At 38.1% G+C, this 23,535-nt stretch carries 27 protein-coding genes; 5 read left to right on the forward strand and 22 right to left on the reverse strand.

What is annotated here, in order from left to right; translation table 11 throughout:
* Positions 1–82: 82 nt before the first annotated feature.
* The gene (locus RWU19_RS01790) at positions 83–739 is read left to right on the forward strand and encodes a CPBP family intramembrane glutamic endopeptidase (protein ID WP_024635493.1); all 657 of its coding nucleotides are present in this window, start codon (positions 83–85) and stop codon (positions 737–739) included.
* Between the two features lie 87 nt (positions 740–826).
* On the opposite strand, the gene RWU19_RS01795 is transcribed toward RWU19_RS01790, so the two are convergent.
* The 11 genes from RWU19_RS01795 to RWU19_RS01845 all read right to left on the reverse strand — a co-directional run bounded on the left by RWU19_RS01795 (position 827) and on the right by RWU19_RS01845 (position 7,850).
* Positions 827–1,120: a DUF2087 domain-containing protein gene (locus RWU19_RS01795; RefSeq protein ID WP_002335881.1), complete on the reverse strand. Its 294-nt coding sequence runs from the start codon at positions 1,118–1,120 to the stop codon at positions 827–829.
* A gap of 260 nt (positions 1,121–1,380) precedes the next feature.
* Positions 1,381–1,728, reverse strand: coding sequence for a 50S ribosomal protein L19 (gene rplS / locus RWU19_RS01800; protein WP_002290284.1), 348 nt, complete (start codon positions 1,726–1,728; stop codon positions 1,381–1,383).
* Between the two features lie 135 nt (positions 1,729–1,863).
* Positions 1,864–2,625 carry a tRNA (guanosine(37)-N1)-methyltransferase TrmD gene (gene trmD / locus RWU19_RS01805; RefSeq protein ID WP_002313567.1) on the reverse strand — a complete coding sequence of 254 codons (762 nt, stop codon included), beginning with the start codon at positions 2,623–2,625 and terminating at the stop codon, positions 1,864–1,866.
* Complete coding sequence (gene rimM, locus RWU19_RS01810; protein WP_002290281.1) at positions 2,615–3,139, reverse strand: ribosome maturation factor RimM; 525 nt, start codon at positions 3,137–3,139, stop codon at positions 2,615–2,617. Before rimM ends, trmD begins: the two co-directional genes overlap by 11 nt.
* 151 nt (positions 3,140–3,290) lie before the next feature.
* On the reverse strand, positions 3,291–4,082 hold the full coding sequence (locus tag RWU19_RS01815; protein WP_047929500.1) for a hypothetical protein: 792 nt from the start codon (positions 4,080–4,082) through the stop codon (positions 3,291–3,293).
* A 123-nt stretch (positions 4,083–4,205) separates the two neighbouring features.
* A complete protein-coding gene (locus RWU19_RS01820) occupies positions 4,206–4,457 on the reverse strand; it encodes a KH domain-containing protein (RefSeq protein WP_002290277.1) in 252 nt (83 codons plus the stop codon).
* 11 nt (positions 4,458–4,468) lie between these two features.
* Entirely contained in the window at positions 4,469–4,744 is a 276-nt protein-coding gene (gene rpsP / locus RWU19_RS01825) for a 30S ribosomal protein S16 (protein ID WP_002290274.1), read from the reverse strand.
* Positions 4,745–4,866: 122 nt separating this feature from the next.
* Positions 4,867–5,637 carry an ABC transporter permease subunit gene (locus RWU19_RS01830; protein WP_316002615.1) on the reverse strand — a complete coding sequence of 257 codons (771 nt, stop codon included), beginning with the start codon at positions 5,635–5,637 and terminating at the stop codon, positions 4,867–4,869.
* The gene (locus RWU19_RS01835; RefSeq protein WP_316002614.1) at positions 5,634–6,536 is read right to left on the reverse strand and encodes an ABC transporter ATP-binding protein; all 903 of its coding nucleotides are present in this window, start codon (positions 6,534–6,536) and stop codon (positions 5,634–5,636) included. Before RWU19_RS01835 ends, RWU19_RS01830 begins: the two co-directional genes overlap by 4 nt.
* Positions 6,536–6,736, reverse strand: coding sequence for a PLDc N-terminal domain-containing protein (locus RWU19_RS01840; RefSeq protein ID WP_002290267.1), 201 nt, complete (start codon positions 6,734–6,736; stop codon positions 6,536–6,538). The genes RWU19_RS01835 and RWU19_RS01840 overlap by 1 nt, the downstream gene beginning before the upstream one ends.
* A gap of 1 nt (position 6,737) precedes the next feature.
* Positions 6,738–7,850: a helix-turn-helix domain-containing protein gene (locus tag RWU19_RS01845; protein WP_123837714.1), complete on the reverse strand. Its 1,113-nt coding sequence runs from the start codon at positions 7,848–7,850 to the stop codon at positions 6,738–6,740.
* Positions 7,851–8,029: 179 nt separating this feature from the next.
* Here RWU19_RS01845 and RWU19_RS01850 point away from each other — a divergent pair, with 179 nt between their 5' ends.
* Entirely contained in the window at positions 8,030–8,584 is a 555-nt protein-coding gene (locus tag RWU19_RS01850; RefSeq protein ID WP_002290264.1) for an NADPH-dependent FMN reductase, read from the forward strand.
* Positions 8,585–8,792: 208 nt separating this feature from the next.
* Here RWU19_RS01850 and RWU19_RS01855 read toward each other — a convergent pair whose 3' ends face one another.
* The 5 genes from RWU19_RS01855 to RWU19_RS01875 form a co-directional block, all read right to left on the reverse strand.
* Positions 8,793–9,314 (reverse strand): dihydrofolate reductase family protein, encoded by a 522-nt coding sequence (locus RWU19_RS01855; protein WP_002320325.1) that lies wholly within the window; start codon positions 9,312–9,314, stop codon positions 8,793–8,795.
* 18 nt (positions 9,315–9,332) lie between these two features.
* On the reverse strand, positions 9,333–9,905 hold the full coding sequence (locus RWU19_RS01860; RefSeq protein WP_002320324.1) for a DNA-3-methyladenine glycosylase I: 573 nt from the start codon (positions 9,903–9,905) through the stop codon (positions 9,333–9,335).
* Between the two features lie 111 nt (positions 9,906–10,016).
* Positions 10,017–11,435: a signal recognition particle protein gene (gene ffh / locus RWU19_RS01865; protein ID WP_002291602.1), complete on the reverse strand. Its 1,419-nt coding sequence runs from the start codon at positions 11,433–11,435 to the stop codon at positions 10,017–10,019.
* A gap of 20 nt (positions 11,436–11,455) precedes the next feature.
* Positions 11,456–11,794: a putative DNA-binding protein gene (locus RWU19_RS01870; RefSeq protein WP_002291603.1), complete on the reverse strand. Its 339-nt coding sequence runs from the start codon at positions 11,792–11,794 to the stop codon at positions 11,456–11,458.
* Complete coding sequence (locus tag RWU19_RS01875; RefSeq protein WP_123837713.1) at positions 11,754–12,257, reverse strand: DUF523 domain-containing protein; 504 nt, start codon at positions 12,255–12,257, stop codon at positions 11,754–11,756. The genes RWU19_RS01870 and RWU19_RS01875 overlap by 41 nt, the downstream gene beginning before the upstream one ends.
* Positions 12,258–12,387: 130 nt before the next feature.
* Here RWU19_RS01875 and RWU19_RS01880 point away from each other — a divergent pair, with 130 nt between their 5' ends.
* Together RWU19_RS01880 and RWU19_RS01885 are read left to right on the forward strand one after the other, a co-directional pair.
* Positions 12,388–13,092, forward strand: a complete 705-nt coding sequence (locus tag RWU19_RS01880; protein ID WP_002291606.1) for a response regulator transcription factor — start codon at positions 12,388–12,390, stop codon at positions 13,090–13,092.
* The gene (locus RWU19_RS01885) at positions 13,089–14,828 is read left to right on the forward strand and encodes an ATP-binding protein (RefSeq protein WP_123837712.1); all 1,740 of its coding nucleotides are present in this window, start codon (positions 13,089–13,091) and stop codon (positions 14,826–14,828) included. Before RWU19_RS01880 ends, RWU19_RS01885 begins: the two co-directional genes overlap by 4 nt.
* A 94-nt stretch (positions 14,829–14,922) precedes the next feature.
* Here the strand turns inward: RWU19_RS01885 and RWU19_RS01890 are convergent, their stop codons facing one another.
* The 4 genes from RWU19_RS01890 to RWU19_RS01905 all read right to left on the reverse strand — a co-directional run bounded on the left by RWU19_RS01890 (position 14,923) and on the right by RWU19_RS01905 (position 20,863).
* Positions 14,923–16,392: a C69 family dipeptidase gene (locus RWU19_RS01890; protein WP_123837711.1), complete on the reverse strand. Its 1,470-nt coding sequence runs from the start codon at positions 16,390–16,392 to the stop codon at positions 14,923–14,925.
* A gap of 184 nt (positions 16,393–16,576) precedes the next feature.
* On the reverse strand, positions 16,577–19,045 hold the full coding sequence (locus RWU19_RS01895) for a cation-translocating P-type ATPase (RefSeq protein WP_123837710.1): 2,469 nt from the start codon (positions 19,043–19,045) through the stop codon (positions 16,577–16,579).
* A 250-nt stretch (positions 19,046–19,295) separates the two neighbouring features.
* Positions 19,296–20,186 carry a phosphate ABC transporter substrate-binding protein PstS family protein gene (locus RWU19_RS01900; RefSeq protein ID WP_002291614.1) on the reverse strand — a complete coding sequence of 297 codons (891 nt, stop codon included), beginning with the start codon at positions 20,184–20,186 and terminating at the stop codon, positions 19,296–19,298.
* 194 nt (positions 20,187–20,380) lie between these two features.
* A complete protein-coding gene (locus tag RWU19_RS01905) occupies positions 20,381–20,863 on the reverse strand; it encodes a hypothetical protein (protein WP_002291615.1) in 483 nt (160 codons plus the stop codon).
* A 207-nt stretch (positions 20,864–21,070) separates the two neighbouring features.
* Between RWU19_RS01905 and RWU19_RS01910 the strand changes: the two genes are divergently transcribed.
* On the forward strand, positions 21,071–21,436 hold the full coding sequence (locus tag RWU19_RS01910) for a hypothetical protein (RefSeq protein ID WP_002308708.1): 366 nt from the start codon (positions 21,071–21,073) through the stop codon (positions 21,434–21,436).
* 64 nt (positions 21,437–21,500) lie between these two features.
* On the opposite strand, the gene RWU19_RS01915 is transcribed toward RWU19_RS01910, so the two are convergent.
* Positions 21,501–22,076 carry a type II toxin-antitoxin system Phd/YefM family antitoxin gene (locus RWU19_RS01915; protein ID WP_123837709.1) on the reverse strand — a complete coding sequence of 192 codons (576 nt, stop codon included), beginning with the start codon at positions 22,074–22,076 and terminating at the stop codon, positions 21,501–21,503.
* Between the two features lie 73 nt (positions 22,077–22,149).
* Positions 22,150–23,442, reverse strand: coding sequence for a hypothetical protein (locus RWU19_RS01920; RefSeq protein ID WP_002316391.1), 1,293 nt, complete (start codon positions 23,440–23,442; stop codon positions 22,150–22,152).
* Positions 23,443–23,535: the final 93 nt, after the last annotated feature.

Raw genomic sequence — 23,535 nt, forward strand, 5'->3', positions numbered from 1 at the left:
AGCATATATATTGTTTCAAGAACAAAATCTTGTTATCTTTTTAAAGGACATTTGTCCAAAATCTAATTTTAGGAGGTACGTTTTGACATTTATTCGTACAAATAAAAGAGAATTATCTTTATTCATTCTTTATTTTTTATTCATAGGATTTCAATTAGGGATCCTTCCATTAGCCTTATTATCTATGGTAACGAACAGTGATTTAATACATTCAGAGTTTGTTGTGTTCGCGGTTAACTTATGTATTCCTTCTATTATTGGAATCATTTTGTTTCGTAAAGAGATCATAGAAAGTTTTTCTTATTTCAAAGAAAAAACTTGGCTGAGAATTGCTAGTATATTTTTTTGGGTAGGCTTGATCTTTTTAGTAGATGTCTTCATGCAACACATTTTAGGTCCTACTAACCAATCAGCCAATCAGGAATATTTATCGCAATTAGGAAAACAAACGCCGCTATTTTTGACTTTGATTGTTTTTGCTTTCTTTGGCCCGATTTTAGAAGAACTTATTTTTCGTCATCTTTTAATTAATTGGCTTTCTCAATCTATTGGTTTAATTTTGTCTTCTTTGATTTCTATTTTTCTATTTACATTTATTCATGTAACGCATCCAATTGATTTTTTCATGTACGCTCCTGGAACGATTTTACTGACGATTGCTTATTTAACTGCGAATCGCTCATTAGCTTTTATCATGGCTATCCATATTTTGAATAACGTTCTTGGTTTTGTATTATAGATACAGATGACAAAAAAAATTCAAGTATGCGACATTGGTTCTACGCCGCATACTTGAATTTTTTTCAATTAGTATACATCAAAACTTCTAATTTTCATTTCCCATCAACTGATACGCTCGACCATCCGAACTTCTTTTGAAAAAACCGAATGTGATTAGGTAACGCCTTTGTTCGACATAATCAGCACTAGAAAATACGTCCATCAATATCGAATTGACTTCTGTTTCTGTATAAATTACTCCATGTTCGAATCGTTTCAAGACTTCTTTCAGCAGGATGTATTTCTTTTTTGTTGCGCTTGGTACTTGTTTTACTTTTCCATCCTTCATAAATGTCTCCAAAACTTTCATTTTCTCTTGCTCCGTATAAGTATAAATCATCTTCTTTCTCCTTTTGATTCTAAGAATACTCCATTTATGTTAGAATATTCTATATTTTTTTGTTAAAGCGGTTACTCTCAAGAAAGATATTATCATATGGCTCTTTTTTTTACTAATATTTGTCGATAGACTCATCCTAATAAGTTATTCGCCCAGTCGAGTAATTAAAAAATACTGAATCAAGAATATTGCATTACATGATAAGAACAAAAAAAGAACCCTTGAATACCAAGGGTTCTTTCTCTGTCTGATAACAATGATTAACGACGGATTTCTTTGATACGAGCAGCTTTTCCGTGTAATGCACGTAGGTAGTACAATTTTGCACGACGTACTTTACCGTAGCGAACTACTTCGATTTTTGCAACACGTGGTGTGTGCAATGGGAATGTACGCTCAACGCCCACTCCGTTAGAAACTTTACGTACTGTATAAGTTTCGCTGATTCCAGCACCGCGGCGTTTAATAACAACACCTTCAAATAACTGGATACGTTCACGAGTACCTTCGACAACTTTTGCGTGAACACGCACAGTGTCACCAGGGCGGAACGCTGGGATGTCAGAACGTAATTGGTCTTTTGTTAATTCTTCGATTAATGGATTCATGGTTTTCTTCTCCTTATTCCAAATATTCTTATGAGCTTCTCTCACAGCGGAATATCGTAATAGTTAAGTGCTTGAGCACTCACCATAAAATACTAACATACTATCAATCTACTGTAAAGAAGATTTTAGAAAAAGTTACTTGGCTACATCTGCTGTTTTTTCTTGCTCTTCTTTCTTGATTTCTTCTAAAAATTTCGTCATTTGAGGCGTCCATTCAAGTGTTTCCAAGAGATCAGGTCGGCGTTGATAGGTTCTTCTTAGCGACTCTTTTAATTGCCATTCTTCAATCAATTTATGATTTCCATTTGTCAATACTTCTGGTACTTTCATCCCTTTATATTCTGCTGGACGAGTATATTGGGGATGTTCTAATAGACCAGTTGAATAAGAATCGGTTTGGGCAGAAGTCTGATTGCCTAACACATCTGGCAACAGCCGAACTGTTGCATCGATCATGACCATCGCACCTAATTCTCCCCCAGTAAGGACATAATCCCCTAAGGAAACTTCATCTGTCACTAATGTGCGGATACGTTCATCATACCCCTCGTAGTGACCACAAATGAATACCAGGTGTTCTTCTTGTGAAAATTCTTCTGCCATTTTCTGATCGAATCGTTTACCAGCTGGATCAAGAAGGATGACTCGTTTCTTGACATCAGGTGCAGCTTGTTCAATTGCTTGGATATTATCATAGATTGGCTGGACTTTAAGCAACATACCTGCTCCTCCGCCATATGGATAGTCGTCTACTGTCTGATGTTTATTATCTGAATAGTCGCGGAAGTTAGAGATATTGATGTCTAATAAACCTTTATCTACAGCCTTGCCGATGATGGATTCACCCATAGGACCTTCAAACATTCGTGGAAATAAAGTCAATACATCAATCTTCATCGTCAATCAGTCCTTCTGGAATTTCTACACGGATCACTCCAGCTTCTAAATCAACTTCTTTGACGACAGAAGCGATATATGGAAGCAAGATATCAGCCTTTTTCGGACGTTGAACGACCCAAACATCATTAGCGCCTGGTGACAAGATTTCTTTTACTTTACCTAGTTCCGTTCCATCTTCTTCCACCACACGCAAACCGATGATCTCGTGGTAATAGAATTCATTTTCATCTAGATCTACAGAGTTGTCTTTTGACACTTTCAATATGCCATCCCGATATTTTTCCACATCGTTGATGGAAGGATGACCTTCAAAACTCAATAAGTCAAAATTTTTATGTTTACGATGACTTTTGACCGTTAATTCAATAGGTGCTTTTCCATCTTGGAATAATGTCAGCACCGTCCCTTTTTTGTAACGTTCTTCTGGGAAATCCGTTGTTGAGATCACACGGACTTCACCTTTGATACCTTGTGTGTTTACGATTTTTCCTACATTCAAGTATTCAGTCAACTTATATCCCCATTTCTTTTTTGTCTGTTTTATTTTAGCATGTGCGGAGAGGCAATTCTAGTTTTCTTTTAGGGTATTAAGCCAAATTTATTGCAAAAATGTGGCGTACTGTTTTTGATGACTTCTTATTTCTTGAAGCTCAGCACTTCTGTCATGGCTTCTTCATAGAAACTGCCATCTTCAATGCAGCCATAGGGTCTTGACGAGTGATCGTATAGACATTTTTCGGTTCTTGCCAACTTACTTCTACGGCTCGATTCGTCGTATCTCCCATATCAATAGTTATCTTACCAAATTGTTCAGGTGCTGGCAGCCTGTTTTCTTCCAAATAGGCTACGATTTCTTTAGCTAACGGCAAGGGTTCTTGACCATCAATATTATTCCCACGGATCCGAATACGCCAATTTCCTTCTTGCCATTCAAGGTAGCTTGAACCTGCTGCTCCTTGCTGATACCCCGTGATTTGATGACCTAAATCCATTTTCTGCCCATTTGTATCGATCTCAAATGGCTGCAAGACTTGTATCGTTTCTTGACTAGAAGCAAATCCATATTGATAGAGATAAGTTGCAATAGGCGTTTCTTGATTCAATTCGTCAGCATTCAACCTGAGGGGACGATCTGATCCGTAATATAAAATAGAATAGCCTTGCTTTGTTTGTGCCGCTGCGACATTGAGATAGCCAGAAGAAATCGGTATATCTAAAGGCATGGGCACGTTTGGTTGTTGTTCTTTCAATTGGTTTAAAGCAGTCTTTTCCTCATTATTTGAGGTAGTCCTTGTTTGTTCAGTAGATGAAGCCGTTTTAGTACTACTTTTTTCTGTACTTGTAACAGTTTCAGATGTACTGCTTGATGGTTGCGTATTGTCTGATCTTTCAGTAATCAAACTACAGGCGCTTAACAATAAGACAAACGGAATAAATAACATAGTATTTCTCATTATCTGCTCACTCCCTCCTATTATAAGGATACGCTTTCTTGCTTCTTTTGCCAAATAATCATTTCTTCAATTAATAAAAAAACAAAAAAGCTGTACTCGAAAATTCGAGTACAGCACGTTTATTTACTTTTCCTTATCATCGATGATATTCAAACGCACTTTTTTTGGTGCATTGATCCGAACACCGTAAACGATCGTGCGGATTGCTTTGGCAACACGCCCTTGTTTTCCGATGATACGGCCAATATCTTCAGGTGCCACTGTTAGGTTGTACTCGTAAAAATCTTTCGACTCTACGACATCTAACTTGACTTGATCAGGATAAGTGACTAGCGGACGAACGATTGTTAAGACTAAGTCGCTTAAATCTTTCATATCCGGTCACCTTATTTCTTTGAGAATTTAGCTTCGTGGTGTTTTTGCATAACGCCTTCTTTTGAAAGGATGTTACGTACAGTGTCAGAAGGTTGTGCACCTTTTGATAACCAGTCAAGAACTAAGTCTTCTTTTAAAACTACTTCTGCAGGGTCTTTCAAAGGATTGTAAGTACCTACAGTTTCGATGAAACGTCCATCACGAGGAGAACGTGAATCAGCTACGACGATACGGTAAAAAGGACTCTTTTTAGAACCCATACGTTTTAAACGGATTTTAACTGCCATTATTTATTTCCACCTCCATTGTTTTATTCACAAGATGTAGTGTAACAGTTTTTTTTTACCCTGTAAAGCTTTTTTTCTTTACAGCTTGATTAAATTCGATTTTTTTTAGGAAATAGCAGATTTTAGACTTCTTTTTTGTTAAAAACAAGCCACCCAGCTACGATGGATATGACGATAGAACAACATGACACTGCTAATGACTGAGTATAATCTGTAAGGTGGATTTCTTTCGTAAGATAATTTGAGGAAGAAATCAAATAAGTCGGTACATATTCTGCTACTTTAGAGAACAACCCAGCACCATAACTCAGAATGACCGTTCCCCCACTAGCCAACAGAACCGCATAATTGGAAGAAAGAAAAGCTGAATAAAATAAAATCAATGAATAAAGCCAACAGCCAAAAAAATAATAAGTAAAACTGATAAATAAAGGATGGGAGATAATCGACTGGTCCCAATAATAAATCGTGTATGCTAGCGTAATACTATAACAGCACCAATAGCTGACACTCCAAAACAGTATACCCATGATCCATTTCAACAGAAATATCTTCCAGCGTTTCATCCCTTTTGTCAGCAAGTTGATGATTGTTCCGTTTTGGTATTCGCTTGTCAATATCCCGCTGAATAAAAGAAGGAAGAAAATCAGCAACATCGGAATATTTTTATAAAATTGTGTCCATGAAGTCGTTGCATCAACTGTGATTTTCTGAACAGAAATCCCTGACTCTGCCAGAGTTGTTGACATAGTTTGCACTAAATAAGGAGTCAATTTAGCTAGCAATGGATTCATTATACCGAAAATCACTGTGAGCGCACTTAGCGTGATGATTTTTCCAGTACGCCAGTTTTCCTTCAGCTCCTTTTTGGCGAAGGCAATGAGTTGTCTCATGATTGAACGACCTCCAAAAAGAGTTTTTCTAGCGTAGGTTCTTCCATCTGGACCGATTGGACTGGCAATTGATATTTGGCTAGCAAATCCATAGCAAAAAGCATTTCTTCTTTACTTTTTTGTGGATAAGCTATACGCAGTTCACTTCGGATCATCCCTCCAGGTAAAAGCTCTTCAAATTGTTCGCACTCTTTTTTGGAAAAAAATACGATCTCAAACCCACTAGCATTTGTTTGCTTTTTCAATTCGTCCACTGATCCAGACAACACGATTTTTCCATTATCCAAAAAAGCAACTTTGTCACAGATACGCACCACATCAGATAAAATATGAGTAGAAAATAAAATCGTCGTTTGCTCTTTCACAGAGGATAAGATATCTAAGATTTCTTTTCGACCAACAGGATCAAGAGCAGAAGTTGGTTCATCGCAAATGAGTAATTTGGGCTCGTTCAACAATGCTTGAGCAATCCCTAAACGTTGTCGCATCCCTCTGGAAAATTTTTTGATCCGCTTCTTTTCATTCGACAGACCGACAAGTGACAACAGTTCATTGGTTTTTTCCTTTATCCGCTGTTTAGGCATTCCTGTGAGTTCGCCGCAAAAGATCAAATACTCAGAAGCGGTCATATAATCATAAAAAACCGGTACATCAGCTAAATAGCCGATTTCTTGATTGGTCGTTGTTTGTCCGTACTCTACTTCTTTTCCGTTCACTCGGATCGTTCCGCTGTCTTTTTTGATAAGACCTAAGATCAGTTTCATAGTTGTCGTTTTTCCAGCACCGTTTTTACCGATGAAACCAAAAATCGTCTGTTTTTCTACAGAAAAAGATAAATCATCCAGCAATTTGTTTGTACCAAAAGACTTTGAGACTTTTTCAAGTGTCAAGATAGCCACTACGCATCCTCCTTGCCAAAAATCAAATAAAGGACAGGGCCGATGAACTGCATACCAACAATAACAATAATCACCCATATCATTCGATTTCCATGTTTATATGCAGAATGTGTAAAGATATGATGAAGTACATAAATAAGTAATCCAAACTGTACAATGATTAAAGGAATTAAAAACGGAAGAAATTCTTTGATGCTCATATTACTCGCCCGCCAATCGTTTTTTTAGTTTTTCAATTTTTGATCTTTCAATTTGTTGAAAAATCGGATTTTCTAATGCACTCAATGCCCCTTCCCTGATGATTTTCGTGTCTCTTATTTGCTGTACCCCAAGATCTGCTCCTTCAAATATCTCAGTTATCTCATCAAAATACCTATCACCATGAAGGATCCTGCCTTCCTCGCTTAAAAGTATAAGTGTCAAATCCACAAACTGTTTTAAACACTTTATTACTTGTTCTTCTTTTTCATGTTTCGCATACGCACAGGCTGCAGCGTAAGAAAATTGAGCACAACTGTTGGGATGGACCGCCGTCAGGTTGAATGCTTGGATCACAGCATCTATTCTATTGACAGTTTCTTCTATAACCGGTAATTGAATGATTTGAATCAATAGATAATGAGTGGCTGAAGATACGAGATTGATTAAATGAGAAAACATACTGAATTGAGTATAGCTTACCGCTTTTTTTGTTTGACCAGCGGCTCGGTACGCTTGGATAAGTAAGGTGTCGCTTTGCTGGGCAAAACGATAAGGGTCCGCTTTTTCTTCGATTTCAGATAAAGCTTCTTCTGGTTTGCCTAACTGGAGCATGACCGCTACTTTTAACAAAGAAGCATTATTGCATAGAGATAATTCTGTTGATTCTTCAACGATTTTCGTACATAACGCTTCTGCTTCAGACAGAATTACTTGTTGTTCCTCCAGATCCTTTGTTAGCATAAAATGATTCAACCACAAAACGACTACTTGTAGAAGAAAAGGATAACATGAGTAATATTGTTTGACCGCTTTTCTACAGTCCTCCATCACATATTCAAAGGGCTCTTCAGAAAAAGCGGTGGTCCACTGCTGATAAAAGTGTCTGATTTGCTCTTTCGTCAATTGAGGATGATAGCCGAGCAGTTCATCAACAGACACATCAAAAAAACTGGCTAATTTAGGCAATATGAGTACATCAGGCATACTTTGGCCTGTCTCCCATTTGGAAACAGAAGCTTTTGTCACACCTATGAATTCAGCTAGAGTTTCTTGAGTCACGCCTTTTTTCTTTCGTAAATTTGCTACATTTTTCGATAATGATAATTCTTCCATCTTATCCCTCCTTTTTCTTCATTATATAGACTTTCTAAGAGGGTTGGCAATGGAGACTAACGATACTTCGCGATCATTTGTCAACTAAAACGAAACTTTTGCCAGTAAGTGTTTTTATTTGCTCCAGTTACTTATTTTTTGTAAGATTATTATAGATAGTTTGAAGGAGGAAAAATCGTATGACAAAAAAAATTGGATTTTTTATTGGTAGTTTAAGAAAAGATTCTTACAACAAAAAAGTAGCAGAAGCTTTTGCGAAATTGCTTCCTGAAGGGTACGAAAGTGTATTTGTAAAATTCGATGATCTGCCATTTTACAATGAGGATCTTGAAACCCCAGAAAAAGCTCCTGCTGAATGGACTCGTTTTCGTGAGGAAGTGAGCGGATTAGACGGTGTCGTTTTCGTTACTCCTGAATACAACCGCTCTGTGCCAGCAGTATTGAAAAATGCTTTAGATGTAGGCTCAAGACCTTATGGACACAGTGTTTGGGATCATAAACCAGGTTTAGTCGTTACTGCATCACCAGGTGGGATTGGCGGCTTTGGCGCAAACCACCATCTACGCCAATCACTTGTCTTTTTGAATGTGCCAACCTTGCAACAACCGGAAGCATATATCGGAAACGTTGCGAATCTAATTGATGAAAACGGCAATATCGTTGAAGGAACATTAAGTTTCTTCCAAACGATTTTAGATGCGTATCTAGATTTTTCTAACAAATTAGCAGAATAAAATCAGAACAATTAAAAAAAGAGGCTGGGACAGAAGCGTTTAACTCCAAGAAATAAGAAGGAATTCACGAAAATTGCTTTTCAAATTTTTGTGAATTTCAGCTTATTTCCGAAGGAGTTGCTTCTGCTTCCGCCGTTTATACGTGTTTAGAGCGTGAGACAAAAGTAAAGAACACTTTTGTCTCACGCTTCTTTTGTTTTATTTGCTTCTACTTTCGTACATAATGTAATTCGATAAATTCACCGAATCGTGTCGTATCTAGCAATTCAAAACGTGCTTCATAGGTTCCTTTTTGGAATAAAGGGATTCCGTCCCCTAATAATACAGGGGCAATCTGGATATACCATTCATCAATCATTTGATGTTCTACTAACGGTTTGATCAATCGACCGCCACCCACGACCCAGATATCTTTTCCTTCTGCCATTTGTAGATTTTTTAGAAAAGCAACAGGCTCTTCGTGTACGACCTCAGCATCTGGCAATTGTAATTGTGCATTGGTTGAAAAAACGAAATTCTTTTTCTCTGGATAAATTGCTTCGGTTTCCAAATATTTTTTTGCTTCTTGATAAGTTTTCCTGCCCATGATGGTCGTATCGATTGTTTCATAAAAAGCTTCATAAGTGGTTTGCTCACCTGTCGGAGTGTCAAAAAGCCATTGAAGGTCATCCGTTTTCGTTGCCAAATAACCATCTAAACTTACAGCGCCATAAAATATGATTTTTCGCATGTTTTATTCGCCCTTTCTTTATTTTCTGCCGATACGTACGACCTCTTCTTTGCGGAAACAACTGTCAAGGTGATCATTGATGATCCCGACTGCTTCTAAAAAAGCATAGATTGTCGTACTGCCAATAAATTTAAATCCTCTTTTCTTTAGATCTTTTGCTAATTCATCTGAAAGAGGACTTGTTGTCGGGACTTCTTCTTGTGAATGATAAGAAGAATCAACGATTTTTCCATTAGAAAACGACCAAAGATACTCAGAAAAACTGCCGAATTCTTCTTGAATCTTCAAGACTGCTTTAGCGTTTTGGACAGCTGCTTCGATTTTTCTGCGGTTCCGAATAATTCCTTTGTTTTCCATTAGTTCGCTCATTTTTGTTTCTCCATAATTTGCGACTTTTTGGATATCGAATTGATCATATGCTTCATCGAATGCGTCACTTTTATTTAAAATCGTCTGCCAACTCAATCCTGCCTGATTGATGTCGAGCATCAATTTTCGGAACAGCTTTTGGTCATCATGTTCAGGAACACCCCAGACAGTATCATGATATTGCCGCATACTTTCTGTTTGTTCACTCCACGGACATCTCATTTGTGCCACCTCTTCGTTTAGAGTAATTGTATCAGTAAAGAATAAAAATTGCTGATAGAAAAGCTCCGGCAGTAGACATTTTCAGTCTGTACCGAAGCTGTTTTTTTCATCTTATTTCCGTTTTTTCTTTTTCTTCTTATTTTTCTTGATCATTCGATTCATCGCCATTTTGCCTAGTTTTCCTTTGACGCCTGAACCAAACATTTGGTCCATACCTGGGATGTTCATATCCCCTTTGGACATTTGTTGCATCATTTTTCTTGATTCCTTGAATTGCTTGATCATTCGGTTTACTTCAACCACACTGTTTCCAGAACCGGCAGCAATTCGGCGACGACGGCTTGGATTCAACAGATCAGGATTTGCTCTTTCTGCTGGTGTCATAGAATAAACCATCGCTTTTTTGCGTTCAACGTCTTTTGGATCTACCTTGACGTTTTCGATTCCAGGGACTTGATTCATTCCTGGGATCATTTTGATTAGATCTTCCAGTGGGCCCATCCCCATCACTTGATCGAGTTGTTCAATAAAGTCATTGAAATCAAATGAGTTTTCCCGCATCTTCTGTGCAAGTTCTTCCGCTTTTTTCTCATCATAGTCTTGCTGCGCTTTTTCGATCAGTGTCAGCATATCCCCCATACCAAGGATACGGCTAGCCATACGATCTGGGTGGAATACTTCTAAGTCAGTCAATTTTTCACCAGAACCGATGAATTTGATTGGTGCACCTGTCACTGAGCGGATCGATAAGGCTGCCCCGCCTCGAGTATCCCCATCAAGTTTAGTGATGACGACTCCAGTAATCCCTAATTGCTGATTGAAGCTGTCAGCTACATTGACGGCATCTTGACCAGTCATGGCATCGACAACTAGCAAGATCTCATTTGGTTGAGTCAATTCTTTGATTTGTTTCAACTCATCCATCAATGTTTCATCGATGTGCAGACGTCCTGCCGTATCGATCAATACATAGTCGTTTTTCTTTTCTCTTGCTAACTCCATCCCTTGACGAACGATTTCTACCGGGCTGACTTCTGTCCCCATGTCAAATACAGGAACATCTAGCTGTTGACCTAATACTTTCAATTGGTCGATCGCTGCTGGCCGATATACGTCCCCTGCGATTAGGAGCGGACGAGCATTTTCATTTTTCTTTAAATAATTCGCTAATTTACCGGTAAAAGTTGTTTTACCTGCCCCTTGTAGACCAGCCATCATGATAACAGTTGGTATTTTTGGTGATTTATTTAACTCTGCTGTTTCAGAACCAAGTGTGATCGTTAATTCTTCATCAACGATTTTTACGATTTGTTGTGCTGGTGATAAACTTTCCAGCACTTCTGCCCCTACCGCACGTTCGCGTACGCGTTTAGTAAAGTCTTTGACTACTTGCAAGTTAACATCGGCTTCTAGTAAGGCAAGGCGGATTTCCCGCATCATTTCTTTTACGTCAGCTTCTGATACTTTCCCTTTTTTTCTTAGTTTTCCCATCGCCTGCTGGAGACGTTCAGTTAAGCTTTCAAATGCCATATTTTCTTCATTCCTTTTATTTATTCTTCGATTGCTTGAATTTGCTGTACATATTCAAGCAGTTTTTTATCTTCCGGATACTTATCTGTAATATATGCGGTCATCTTTTCTAATATCTGTTCTCGGACAATATAATCAGAGAACAGATGGAGTTTTTTTTCATAATCCTCCAAGATTTTGCTTGTCCGCTTGATATTGTCATATACTGCTTGTCGACTTACTTCGTATTCTTCCGCGATCTCACCTAATGAAAAATCATCTGCATAATATAACTCCATGTAGTTCATTTGTTTTTCTGTCAATAAGGTCGAATAAAATTCAAAGAGCGCGTTCATTCGATTGGTCTTTTCGATTTCCATTCTGCTCACCTCTAGTTTTCAGCCATTCTTCATCAGAGAGCACAGTCATTTTTTGCTGAATAAAATAAGCAGTGGCCACTCCCGCGCCATTTTTTGTTATTCCAGAAAAGCTTCCATCATAAATCGAATGGGTCCCGCATGAAGGGCTTTTTTCCTTCATGATGACTAGATCAATGTGCTTTTCCTGCAATTTTTGATATGCTTTAATCGCGCCGTTTTTGTACGCTTCCGTTACATCTTCGCCGCTTGTCGTCCATACTTTTGCTTGATCTTCCCACACATCGAACCCATTTCCACCAATGATTTCAGCAGGATCTCTAGGGATTGGCAATCCACCGATTACTTCTGGACAGACCATGACAGCTTCGCCAGTTTCAACTAGTTTCATCAATTCTGGTACTTCTTTTTTCTGTCCATCATAGCGACAGGCTAGACCGCCTAAACATGCACTGATTCCAATCATTGACTGCTCTTCCTTTCTATTCAGCAAAGTGCCTTCCTATTATACCATTTATTTCTTTTGTAAAATAGCCCCTTGTACTGATTCTATGCTAAAATATAAACAGAATGAAACCTATTTAAAGGAGATTTGAATGAAAAAAATACTAGTTGTTGATGATGAACCTTCTATTGTGACGCTCTTGACGTTCAATTTGGAAAAAGAAGGCTATAAGGTAACCAGTGCCGCAGATGGAGGCGAAGGATTAGAATTAGCATTAGAACAATCATTTGATTTCATCATTTTAGATGTGATGCTTCCAACGATGGATGGCATGGAGATCACTCAGCGGCTGCGTCAAGAAAAAAATGAAACACCGATTTTGATGCTGACGGCTAAAGATGATCAAGTGGATCGGATCATTGGTCTGGAGATAGGTGCTGACGACTATTTGACCAAACCATTTAGTCCACGTGAAGTATTAGCCCGTATGAAAGCCATATTCAGACGGATCGAACCTCGTAAGCAATCAAAAGATGAAGCTGAACCTGAATATCTATCGATTGGACAAATCACTGCTGATTTGACCAATTATCAAGTCACCGTAGACGATCATCTGATTGAACTCACACCGAAAGAATTTGAATTACTCGTTTATTTCATGAAACGAAAAGACCGTGTGATCGATCGCGACACATTGCTAGACCGCATTTGGAATTTTGACTTTGCAGGACAAAGCCGAATCGTAGATGTGCACGTTAGTCATTTGCGAGAAAAAATCGAACGAGATCCAAAACATCCAAAGTACTTGGTGACTGTTAGAGGATTTGGCTATAAGTTTCAGGAACCAAAACGATGAAATGGAAAAAAGTTTATGAACGTCTCTTCTTTCTTATTCTTTTGATTAGTTTATTTTTTGGTGGTTGGCAATTGATCTCCCATTATTTCCAACAACAGATCGTCGAACAGCAAGAAAGCTACCTGACAAAAAAAGCACAACTACTGATCCGGCAATTAGATTTCGAAAACCTCCAAGCGGCGCAAAACAAAACTGCTTTGGAAGAATTCGTCCATCAGTCGAACGAACGGATCACTTTAATGGATGCTACTGGAAAAATCTTATTTGACACAAACAATGAAACATTGAATGAACAGCGAAGTTCTCGTCCAGAAATAAAAGCTGTATTGAATGGTGGGAACCTAGGTAGCGCTTTGCGCAAAAGTACTACTTTGAATGAGGATCTTTTATACGTCGCATTACCAGTCAAAAAAGGAGGCCAGTTAGAAGCCATTTTACGTATCGCAGAACCGACAAGCGGATTTTTACCGAGAACGGAAAGTTTTCGCCGTTGGGTCTTTTTCTTCTTTCTGTCTTTCTTCCTTGTTCTTGCAGGAATGATCTATTACCTGATCTACCAAAAAAATCAGCCTTTGAAAACTGTCCTGCCTGTTCTTAGAAAAATGGTACAAAATCCAAACCAAGCAGAAGTAATCATGCAGACACCTGACCAATGGGAGGAATTGTATCAGACGATCAATGCGCTGAGCGAACAAATGAGTAAGATGTATCGAGCGTATACTACAACAGAAGAACAATTGTACACATTATTAAATGAACTGATGATAGGCGTATTCCTGATTGATGATGCTGATTCTCGTTTGCTACTGCTTAATCCAAAGATGCAGTTGCATTTAAACGTGACAAGCTATGAACCCGAACAACGGTACACAGAAGTCATCCAAGAGCCAAAACTCATTCAGCTGATTCACCAAGTGACTCCTGAGCATCCGCTGATCCATCAGGAGATCACCATCACTGAAGGACGACAGACATTAGACTTGAGCTTGCGCTACTTTACTAATTCAGAAGGTACCGGACAGATTCTAGGGGTGGCGTATGACTTAACGAAAGTGCGACGTTTAGAAAAGCTACAAAAGGATTTCGTTGGCAATGTCTCTCACGAATTAAAAACTCCTGTGACTTCACTGATTGGTTTTACCGAGACTTTACTGGATGGTGCAAAAGATGACCCGCAAACTCTGACTTCTTTTCTTGAGATCATGCAAAAAGATGCGATTCGGTTAGATAAATTGATTCGGGAAATCATCCAGCTGTCAAAAGACGGTGAGAATTCTTACGAGATCCAGACGATTTATACAGAACCTTATTTCCAGCAAATCGTTCAAAATTATCAGCCAATCATCGAAAAGAAACGGTTGACGATTCGATTGATTGGAAAGAACGAACCATTTACTACTAAAACAGATATCCTTTATCCAATCCTCAAAAATCTGATTGAAAATGCTGTCCAATACTCAAAAAACGACAGCGAGATCATTATCCGTTATCAGGCAACAGATGAATTATCGTTTTCTGTCCAAGACTTTGGTATAGGTATCGACATTGAGGATCAGGAACGGATCTTTGAGCGTTTTTACCGCGTAGACAAGGCGCGAAGCCGGCATTCAGGCGGGACCGGACTAGGGTTAGCGATTGTAAAAGACTACGTGCAGCTCCTTCATGGGACGATTACTGTAGACAGTCATCTTGGAACAGGTTCGACTTTCACCGTTACCATTCCGAAAAGCAATTAAATAAGGCCTGCTTGCAGCAATGTTTAGATGTCTAACGATCATCTACTACGCTGAAAAGCAGGCTTTTTATTAGCTAAAAATGCTGAGCCACATGTTATAAATCTTTGTCATGATGTGTAGCTGTCTTTTCTGACATCTTTACAATCAGCTCCTGGTTCATTTTCTGATAAGCATCTATAGCATAATCAGCAAAACTTTGTGTTTTTTGATTCAAATAATCCGTTAATTTTTCGGGATGATTTACTATTAATTCTCTTGCTTGTTGGTCTGTACTTGCTAACTCTTTCGATAGATGGTCTCGAACTTTTTGGCGAGTTGGTAAAGTAATATTTTTCTTGAAATCACTATAGTATGGCTTCGTCAAGATGTTCGTCAACCGATATGTCCAGTAAGCAGAAATATCATCTGGCATATCTGTTCCTTTTTGATAAGCTTCGGGTGTCTCGCTTATATTGCTATAAAATGGTATATAATTGCTTGTATCAGGAATCCCCAACGCTAACCAATGGATACCACTGATTTCTTCTGGTACATTGTTTCTTATCTGTAGAATATGAGATTCCATCGTATTCGGCACAGAGATTGGACGATACTTATCTGGCTTTGTCCCTTCGATGGTATCATATTCAGTACCATTAAAGTGTAATGTCATGATATAAGCTGTTTCTGCAATTGAAATAGGTTTATCTGGTTTGACGAACATCTCAAATGAACGGTTTGTTATTTTTTGTTTCTTTGAAGGTGTCAGTTTTCTCTGTGCATCCCATATCCTAGGAAGATTGTATTTTTCATCCTTTGACTTATCTGCAAATATGTCTCTTAAAGAAATATCCCGTTTCGTATTTATCAGTTGATTCTTTTCTAAAAAAGATTCTAAATCTGCTGAACAAAGATAAGAATCTTTGTCCTTCAAATCAAATGAATCAATTGACAACATATTAGGAATAACTGCATAACAGTCATCTGGAACTTTGACAGCTGCCCACTGATGACCACTAAGTATCTCCATATACCAGATTTCATTTTTATCAGAGAAAATCACACCATTTGTCTCTGCAGCTCCTTGCTTAGCAACGATTTTTCCTAATCGTTCTACTCCTGCTCTTGCTGAATCAATATAAGGAAGGATCACTGTCAACATAGAGTCTTCTGCGATACCATGCGCAGTATATGGATCTTTTTTCAATATCTCTTCCTTTGTCGTAGCTGATTCAGTAGCGCTCATTGCAACGTTCTTGCTATTGATACCATCTTCTTCAAATAATCCTTCTGACGTATCCCATTCTGGGGTCGCTGTGTACTTCAGCTGTTCTTTCGGAAGATCAAGGGTAAATCCATTCCCTTTTGATACAAAATGTGAAGGATTCGTATTTTCTTTTCTGACAACAAAGTGTTTGGACCAAGCCGTGTTCAGATCTTCATTTCTAGCAATCATCGTTGATCCATCTACTGAAGCATTTTTTCCTACTAAAACCGTCGTACAAGCATCAATGGAAACGGATAAGAAAATCCCATACAGTACACCTAAAAATAAACTAAATTGAAGCAATCTTCTATTTTTCATTTGAAGCATCCCTCCCAATTTTATAAAAACGCTTTCAAAATGATTATAGGACACCTGAAGTAAAGATTTAATTGGTTTTCTATAAGTTCTAGATAAAAATTTGCTTTGTTTTTTATACAGAAAGAAGCTTAGAAAATACAATTTTTTGGTTAATGTATTTTTTAAGCTTCTTTTATCTTATTAGTCATTTATTTCTTTTGAATAATCGAAGGAACCGAGGCAATTTATTTATTATCTCCGGCTCTTTTTCATTTTTACGTTCAAACAAATATTCTACCAATGTAGTCAAATGCCTAAAGATCGAATCTGCCGAGAAAAATAGAATGCTCAATAGCAAAAGCGATACAGCTGAGATACCGGTGATTGAAAACAGTTTATGCAAAAAAACCACCGAAAAAAAGATACCGCTAGCACAGAAAAGAATGATCTGACTTCTGAATTTATTCAGCGGTGAACAGATTTTATAGAGAACGAGAAATCCTACTGCAATCAAAAGCATAGTAGATGCTGTAGAAACATCTGTTTTATTTAGATTCAAAGTCACCCCGCAGATCACCAACGCACCGACTACGATCATATCTGTCAGTCCACCTGGCACAGCCTTTTCCATCACATTCATGATGAATTTCCCTTTGATTCGCTTTTTGTTTTCTTCTAGAGCAAGCAAGAAAGATGGGAGTCCGATCGTAAACAAACTAATCAGTGTGATCTGTGATGGTTCTAAAGGATAGGTCAAAGCAAAGATGACTGAAAACAGCGAAAGTAAAAAGGAGAAAATATTCTTCACTAAAAACAAGCTGGCTGATCGCTCAATATTGTTCACGACGCGCCGTCCTTCTGCAACAACTTCCGGCATGCGTGAAAAGTCAGAATCAAGCAAGACCACTTGTGAGGCCTGCATGGCGGCTTCATTGCCAGAAGCCATCGCTATACTGCAGTCTGCTTCTTTCATGGCTAGAATGTCATTCACGCCATCACCTGTCATAGCTACTGTATTGTTACGCTTTAGCAATTGAACGAAGATTTTCTTTTGTTCTGGCTTGACGCGTCCAAAAACTGTATATTTTTCGACAGCTGCTTCATATTCTTCTTCTGATAATTTAGACGCATCAACGTACTGATCAGCATGTGAAATCCCTGCTTGGACAGCTACATTAGATACGGTGAGCGGATTATCTCCAGAAATCACTTTGATGGCTACTTGCTGTTTTTTGAAGTAATCGAATGTGGCTCTTGCTTCTTTTCTGATAGGATTAGCGATCAGGATATAGCCTAATGGTGTGACTGCCTCCGTTAATACTGGTTCTTCAAGAATCCCATCGTATACACCAAAGACCAACACGCGATAGCCTTTTTCAGCAAAAGAAACAAACTCTTCCGCATATTCCGGCAACTGATCTCGCAAAACCATTTCGGGTGCTCCTAAAACATACACCTTATCTTCCAACGCTACACTGCTGAATTTTTGGACAGAAGAAAAAGGAATGACCTGGTGATAGGATTGATCAGTGGTTTTTGTAAAGTATTCTTTGACGGCTTCCATTGTTGCATTGTCTCCTGCCATCGCTTTTGCATAGTCAGCAATGCGCTCTTCCAGTTGATCTGATTGGCTGATTATTTCTTGTTTTTTAGAGACAATCACTTTTTGGACAGACATTTTGTTTTCTGTGATCGTTCCTGTTTTATCTACACAAAGGACATTTACTCTTGCCAATGTCTCAATGCTTTTCATATTGTGTAAAAGAACTCTTTGCTTTGCTAGTTTAGTCGCACTTAATGCTAATGCGATCGTCGTTAGCAAGTACAGTCCTTCAGGTATCATACCGATCAATGCTGCTTCCATTGCGACGACACTTTCTTTCATCGTGTTTCCATTAAAAAAGTAACTTTGAGAAAAAAGCAGAATACCGATAGGAATAATGATGATCCCAATCCATTTGATCAATTGATTAAGAGAAGCAATCATCTCCGACTGTTCTCCTTCTCCCATTGTCTTGGCTTTGACTGTCAATTGGGAAATATACGAATCCGCTCCGACTTTGTCTAATCGGGCGTAAGCTTTTCCGGAAACAACGAAACTGCCGGACATCAATGGATCACCTATTTCTTTGGTTATCTCATCTGCTTCACCTGTTAATAAAGCCTCGTTGACTTGCAGTTTTCCTTCCACGACCTCTGCATCTGCTGGAATCTGATGTCCAGTCTCTAGAATAACAATGTCATCTAATACAAGGTTTTCTATATCTACTGTTTGCTCTATCCCCTCTCTTATGACATTGACTTTTGCTGTATTCAATACATTCAATTCATCCAAGATTTTTTTGGATCGAATTTCCTGAAAGACAGCGATTCCTGTATTGGCTATGATAACTGGTAAAAAGGTCAAGTTTTTATAAGATTCTACTAGGCAAAGCAAAATGGCTAAGATAAGAAAGATCAAATTGAAATACGTAAAAATATTTTCCAATATAATTTGTTGGTTTGTTTTGAATGTGGGATCGACTGAATCGTTTGCTGCACCTTTTTCTATTCGTTCCTTGACTTGTTCTGCTGTCAATCCTTCTTTGTACGAGGGAAAAAGACGGATAACTTTGTCAGATGATTTTTGTGTTCTTTTCTTTTTTTTACTTCGATTTGTCCATTTATTCTTCATGTGGCTACCTCGATCAATTTCATTTTCTGGATATTTACAAACTTCTCCTATCCAGTATAGAACAGATATGAAAAGTGTTCCTCTTATTAAGCTTGCATACACCTTTCATTCCTGTCATATAGCAAAAAAAGAGCGACGACAGTTCTATGTCGTCGCTCTTTTTCTCAATTATAGGAAAAATCTATATGCGGGGAAACATAGTTGATTTTTCCTTGATAGTCACGATAACTGTAGCATATTTATCTGCTAGTTATTTGATATTTCCTTCGTGGTCACGTTCTACTTTCATCATTGTGATTGGTAAATAGCCCAATTCTTTGACAGGTCCTTCTTGGATTTCTTCTGTCATCATGTAGTCTAAGAATTTTTGGACTTCAGGGGAAGGTTTTCCGTTCGTGTACATATGTTCATAGGACCAGATTTTCCAGCTGTTATCTGCTACATTCTCTTCTTTTGGTTCTACACCGTCGATACTTAGTGCTTGTGTGGAATCATCGAGATATGAGAAGGCTAAATAGCTGATTGCTCCTGGTGTTTGACTTACAAGCTGCCGAACAGTTCCTGATGAGTCTTGTTCTTGGGACTGTATAGGTGTGGCACCATCTAGTCCCCATTTTTCAAATGTCGCACGGGTACCGCTGCCGTTTGCACGGTTCACAACGTTGATCTTTTGATCTTTCCCGCCAACTTCATTCCAATTAGTGATTTTTCCTGTAAAGATATCAATCAATTCCTGTTTTGTGATATCTTTGACACCTGTATCTTTGTTGACGATGGGTGCCATCCCAACTACTGCTACTTTATGATCCACTAGTTTAGAGGCATCGATCCCGTCTCTTTCTTCTGCAAATACATCAGAGTTTCCGATAGTAACTGCTCCAGCTTCGACTTGGCTCAAACCAGTTCCGCTTCCTCCTCCTTGTACAGAGATTTGATAATTCGGATTTTCTTGTACAAAGCTTTCTTGCGCTGCATCGACCAAAGGCTGCAATGCTGTCGAACCTACCGCAACGATTTTTACTTGTTCATTTGAGTCACTTGAATTATTTTGTGTGGCAGAGCCATCTGTATTTCCTGATCCTGAGCCGCATCCGGCTAAAAGAATTCCCATCATACCTAGAGTAAACAATACTTTTTTCATTTTATTGCTCCTTTCTTATTTACAACTAAAGTTTATCAGTCGACTGTAAATCCCTCGTATGGTTGCTGTAAAAATATAGTTAAGTTATGTAAAAATCATGTAAACGTTTTTCGGATTCTTTACACGAGAATAAAAAAGCATATGAGAAACAGGCGTTTTCCGCCGCTCATATGCTTGTTACCGATGATCCACCATCAACGGTTATTTTTTATAGATACAGATCGTTCACTTTTTATCCGGATCTCTGTCCAGAAGTAAAAGAATGTCGCAAGAATAAATGAGACAATGACTAAATAGAAACACGGTTTAATGGTCAAGAAATACATGGAGGGATATGCTGAATCCTTCAGTCCGCTCTCGCTCAAACCATTAGGACCGATGATCATGCGAGGCAACAAGGAAAACATAGATGTGAATATGAGTAAACAAGAGAAATAAAGCAGCTGCCAATTATAATGATTGATCAGAGATTTTGGCAGTAATAGACCTACACTTATCACTAAGTAAAAAACAGTCAAAGCTGGAAAATTTCTAGAAACCACAAATCCACTTCCTTGGATCAGCCCTAATATCTCGGCACCTTGCACAACAGCATTTACCCATGTAAAAGGTAGCAAAACGATAGGAAAAAACCAAAAAAATAAATAAAGCCGATCGATTACTGCTTTTCTTCTCATCAATGTTCCCCCAAACCAATTTTTCTTTCATCATACTATACAATTTTCTATCTAAAAAAATTAGGGGGAAAAACTTTTTTTTTAGAGATAATGGCATGAGAGTTTATTCATTTAATCTAGAAATAATGAAAAAGTAATTGATTATTATATGATTCAATTTACAATAAAACTAACAAAATAATAACACTTGTTAGGTGGTGACAAAATATGATAAAAACGTGTTGGAAGAATCTTCCATTGCTTTTATCTTTTGTTCCTTATGTGCATTTCGCTTTACTGCTTGATTTCCATTATCATTCCGTAAGCGGATTCATCACGTTGATATTTTTATCTCTTTTTGCTGGGTATTATTTCCAAAAAAGCAGGCGTATTTTATCTTTATTTATCGCCAATATTATATCTACTGTCACTTCCTATTTGTTTTGCGTCAATTTTGCTGAATGGCGTTACTTTTATCATCCTTTAAAACCGACCCAACTGATTTTGATTCTAGCCGGCATTTACTTAGTTCCACAAATCCTCGGGTCGTTATGGGCGGTAGCCTTATCTTATAAAAAAGCACGGCATCCCTAAAAAAACAAACCCTATATGTACAAAGAGAAGCTGTTTTTCTTCTTTTTGTACATATAGGGTTTTCTTATAATTCATGTAGAAAAATTTTCTTGATAATGATCTTATCCATCAATTGGGATTGACTGTTTTGCTCCCCTATGATTTCAGCGATGATGGTCCGATTTTGCGGTTTTCTTCTTAGCTGGTAATTGATTTTCCCGGTTTTCATCAACTCGCTGAGCATATCCACGACCCCGCCAAATCCAGTTTTTTTCGTAATAAATCCAAGTGCGACCATTCGTTCATCTAGATTTTTTGCTGTAATCGTCACACCCGTAATAAGCGAGTGCTGTAATGTTTGAGCCAACTCTTCCATCCCTTCAGCATTGGATACGACGGAAGCTGTTTTATTGACAGATTCTTCGTGTATTTCTTTTTCCTTTGGTTCCTTCAATTCCTCTTTCACTGTTTGACGAAGGACATCTAGTTCTTGCACGAGCGTTTCGTATTGTTCTTGGGTCAGCATCACACCAGCTACTTTTTCCCGATTAAATATATATACGCCAGTTCCCGCGTCTCGCGCTTGAGCAAATACATCCATCGGCGATCGTTTTACTTCTGTGATCGAAGATGTGGGAACTTCTAATTTCTTTAATTCCAATGGATTTCCTCCTTTACTAATCGCTTTTTATTATAGCATAGACTGACTTGTTTTGATCTGTTTTCCAAAGGTTTTATCGGTTTTTCCCTAACCAGTAATTGATATCCGTAAGAAGTCTTTCGATACCAAATGAAGGATGGTACAGATACGTTTTTTGATCTTCGTTATGGTCTAATGGAAAAAAATGATCTGTAATCACTAGATCTGCATAACGAGGTGGTTTATTTCGAGTGCAGACATGGATCGAAATCCGCTTTCGATGTCTTAGCGTTTTGTTCAGTACCCCGGCAAGTCTTCTTGCTTCCTGATGTTCATAACGAAAAAAAAAGACGATTTTCACTTCAGGAGGATGGACATCTAAATAGCCCCGTTCTTGGAGTGTCTTAAGTAAAAGCATTCCCCATTCAACTGCGGGGTGTGCAAGTGCTTGTTGGATTGCTAGACGAAATTGATAGAGTTTATCTTTGGAATTAGGAAACTTTTCTAATGTTTCCTGATAATAACGAACTTCTTCTTCCACCAGTCGGTCATGGATACCAATCACATAACGAAGCCATTCTTGGTAAAGTACTTTTGTCAGCTTTGATTTATTTCCACTTTCAAACTCACTATTCAGCCAAAACAGCGAATCAAGCTTTTCAGTTACGATCGTCAATTTCCGATAGTCTTGTGTCTCTTCTATCCGTTCCCACCGTTTTTCAGTAATCTGATTACAGCTCAAGCGCAAAATCGCTAGATAATTTTTTTCTTTTATTGGCAAAATCTGCTCTTCTCTAAAAAGCAATTCTGGAAACAACTCAAAGAAAAGGGTTCGACTGTCTCCTAAAATCTCGATTTCTGCCGGATCCTTTCGTTGCTTCAATAATTGGATGAATGTCTCTGAAAAGGATTGCTCTCCATCGTCTGCAAAAAAATGGGGGAAATCTTTCAAGAAACAAAATAGCAGGTACCGTATTTTTCTTTCTGAACCAAAGATCTGCGCTTTTTTATAAGAAAACGAAAGGTGATACTCACCAAACCATTTTCTCAACCGCTCTTGTGTCGAACGATCATACTCCTGTTCATAAGGTTCATTCAACAGCAGATTTTTCAGTAGACAAAAAGGTGGTGATTGGATCAGAAAAACAAAAAGGAGGTAAGGTTCGCTATATCCTTGATCATAAACTAACTGAACGGTTTTCTTATGAAGAATCAGTTGGATTGGACAGTCGCTTTCTGCCAAACGTTTTAGATGCCGATCAACTGTTTTGACATCGATTTTCAGTTCTTCAGCTAAATCCGTTTTTCGCCAGATCAGATCTTTCATTAGGTTGATTAGTGAAAATAAATTCTGTGCATTTTTTGATAATAGTTTTTGCCATCTCATTGATCATCTCTCACCTAGTTTCTAAACATATTGTTTGATCAGAAAGGGCTCTTTTCTAAAAAGATAAAAAGTCCCTTTCTATTTACTTAATTA

This window comes from Enterococcus sp. 2STP, from assembly GCF_032465635.1.
GTDB classification, from domain to species: Bacteria; Bacillota; Bacilli; order Lactobacillales; family Enterococcaceae; genus Enterococcus_B; species Enterococcus_B lactis.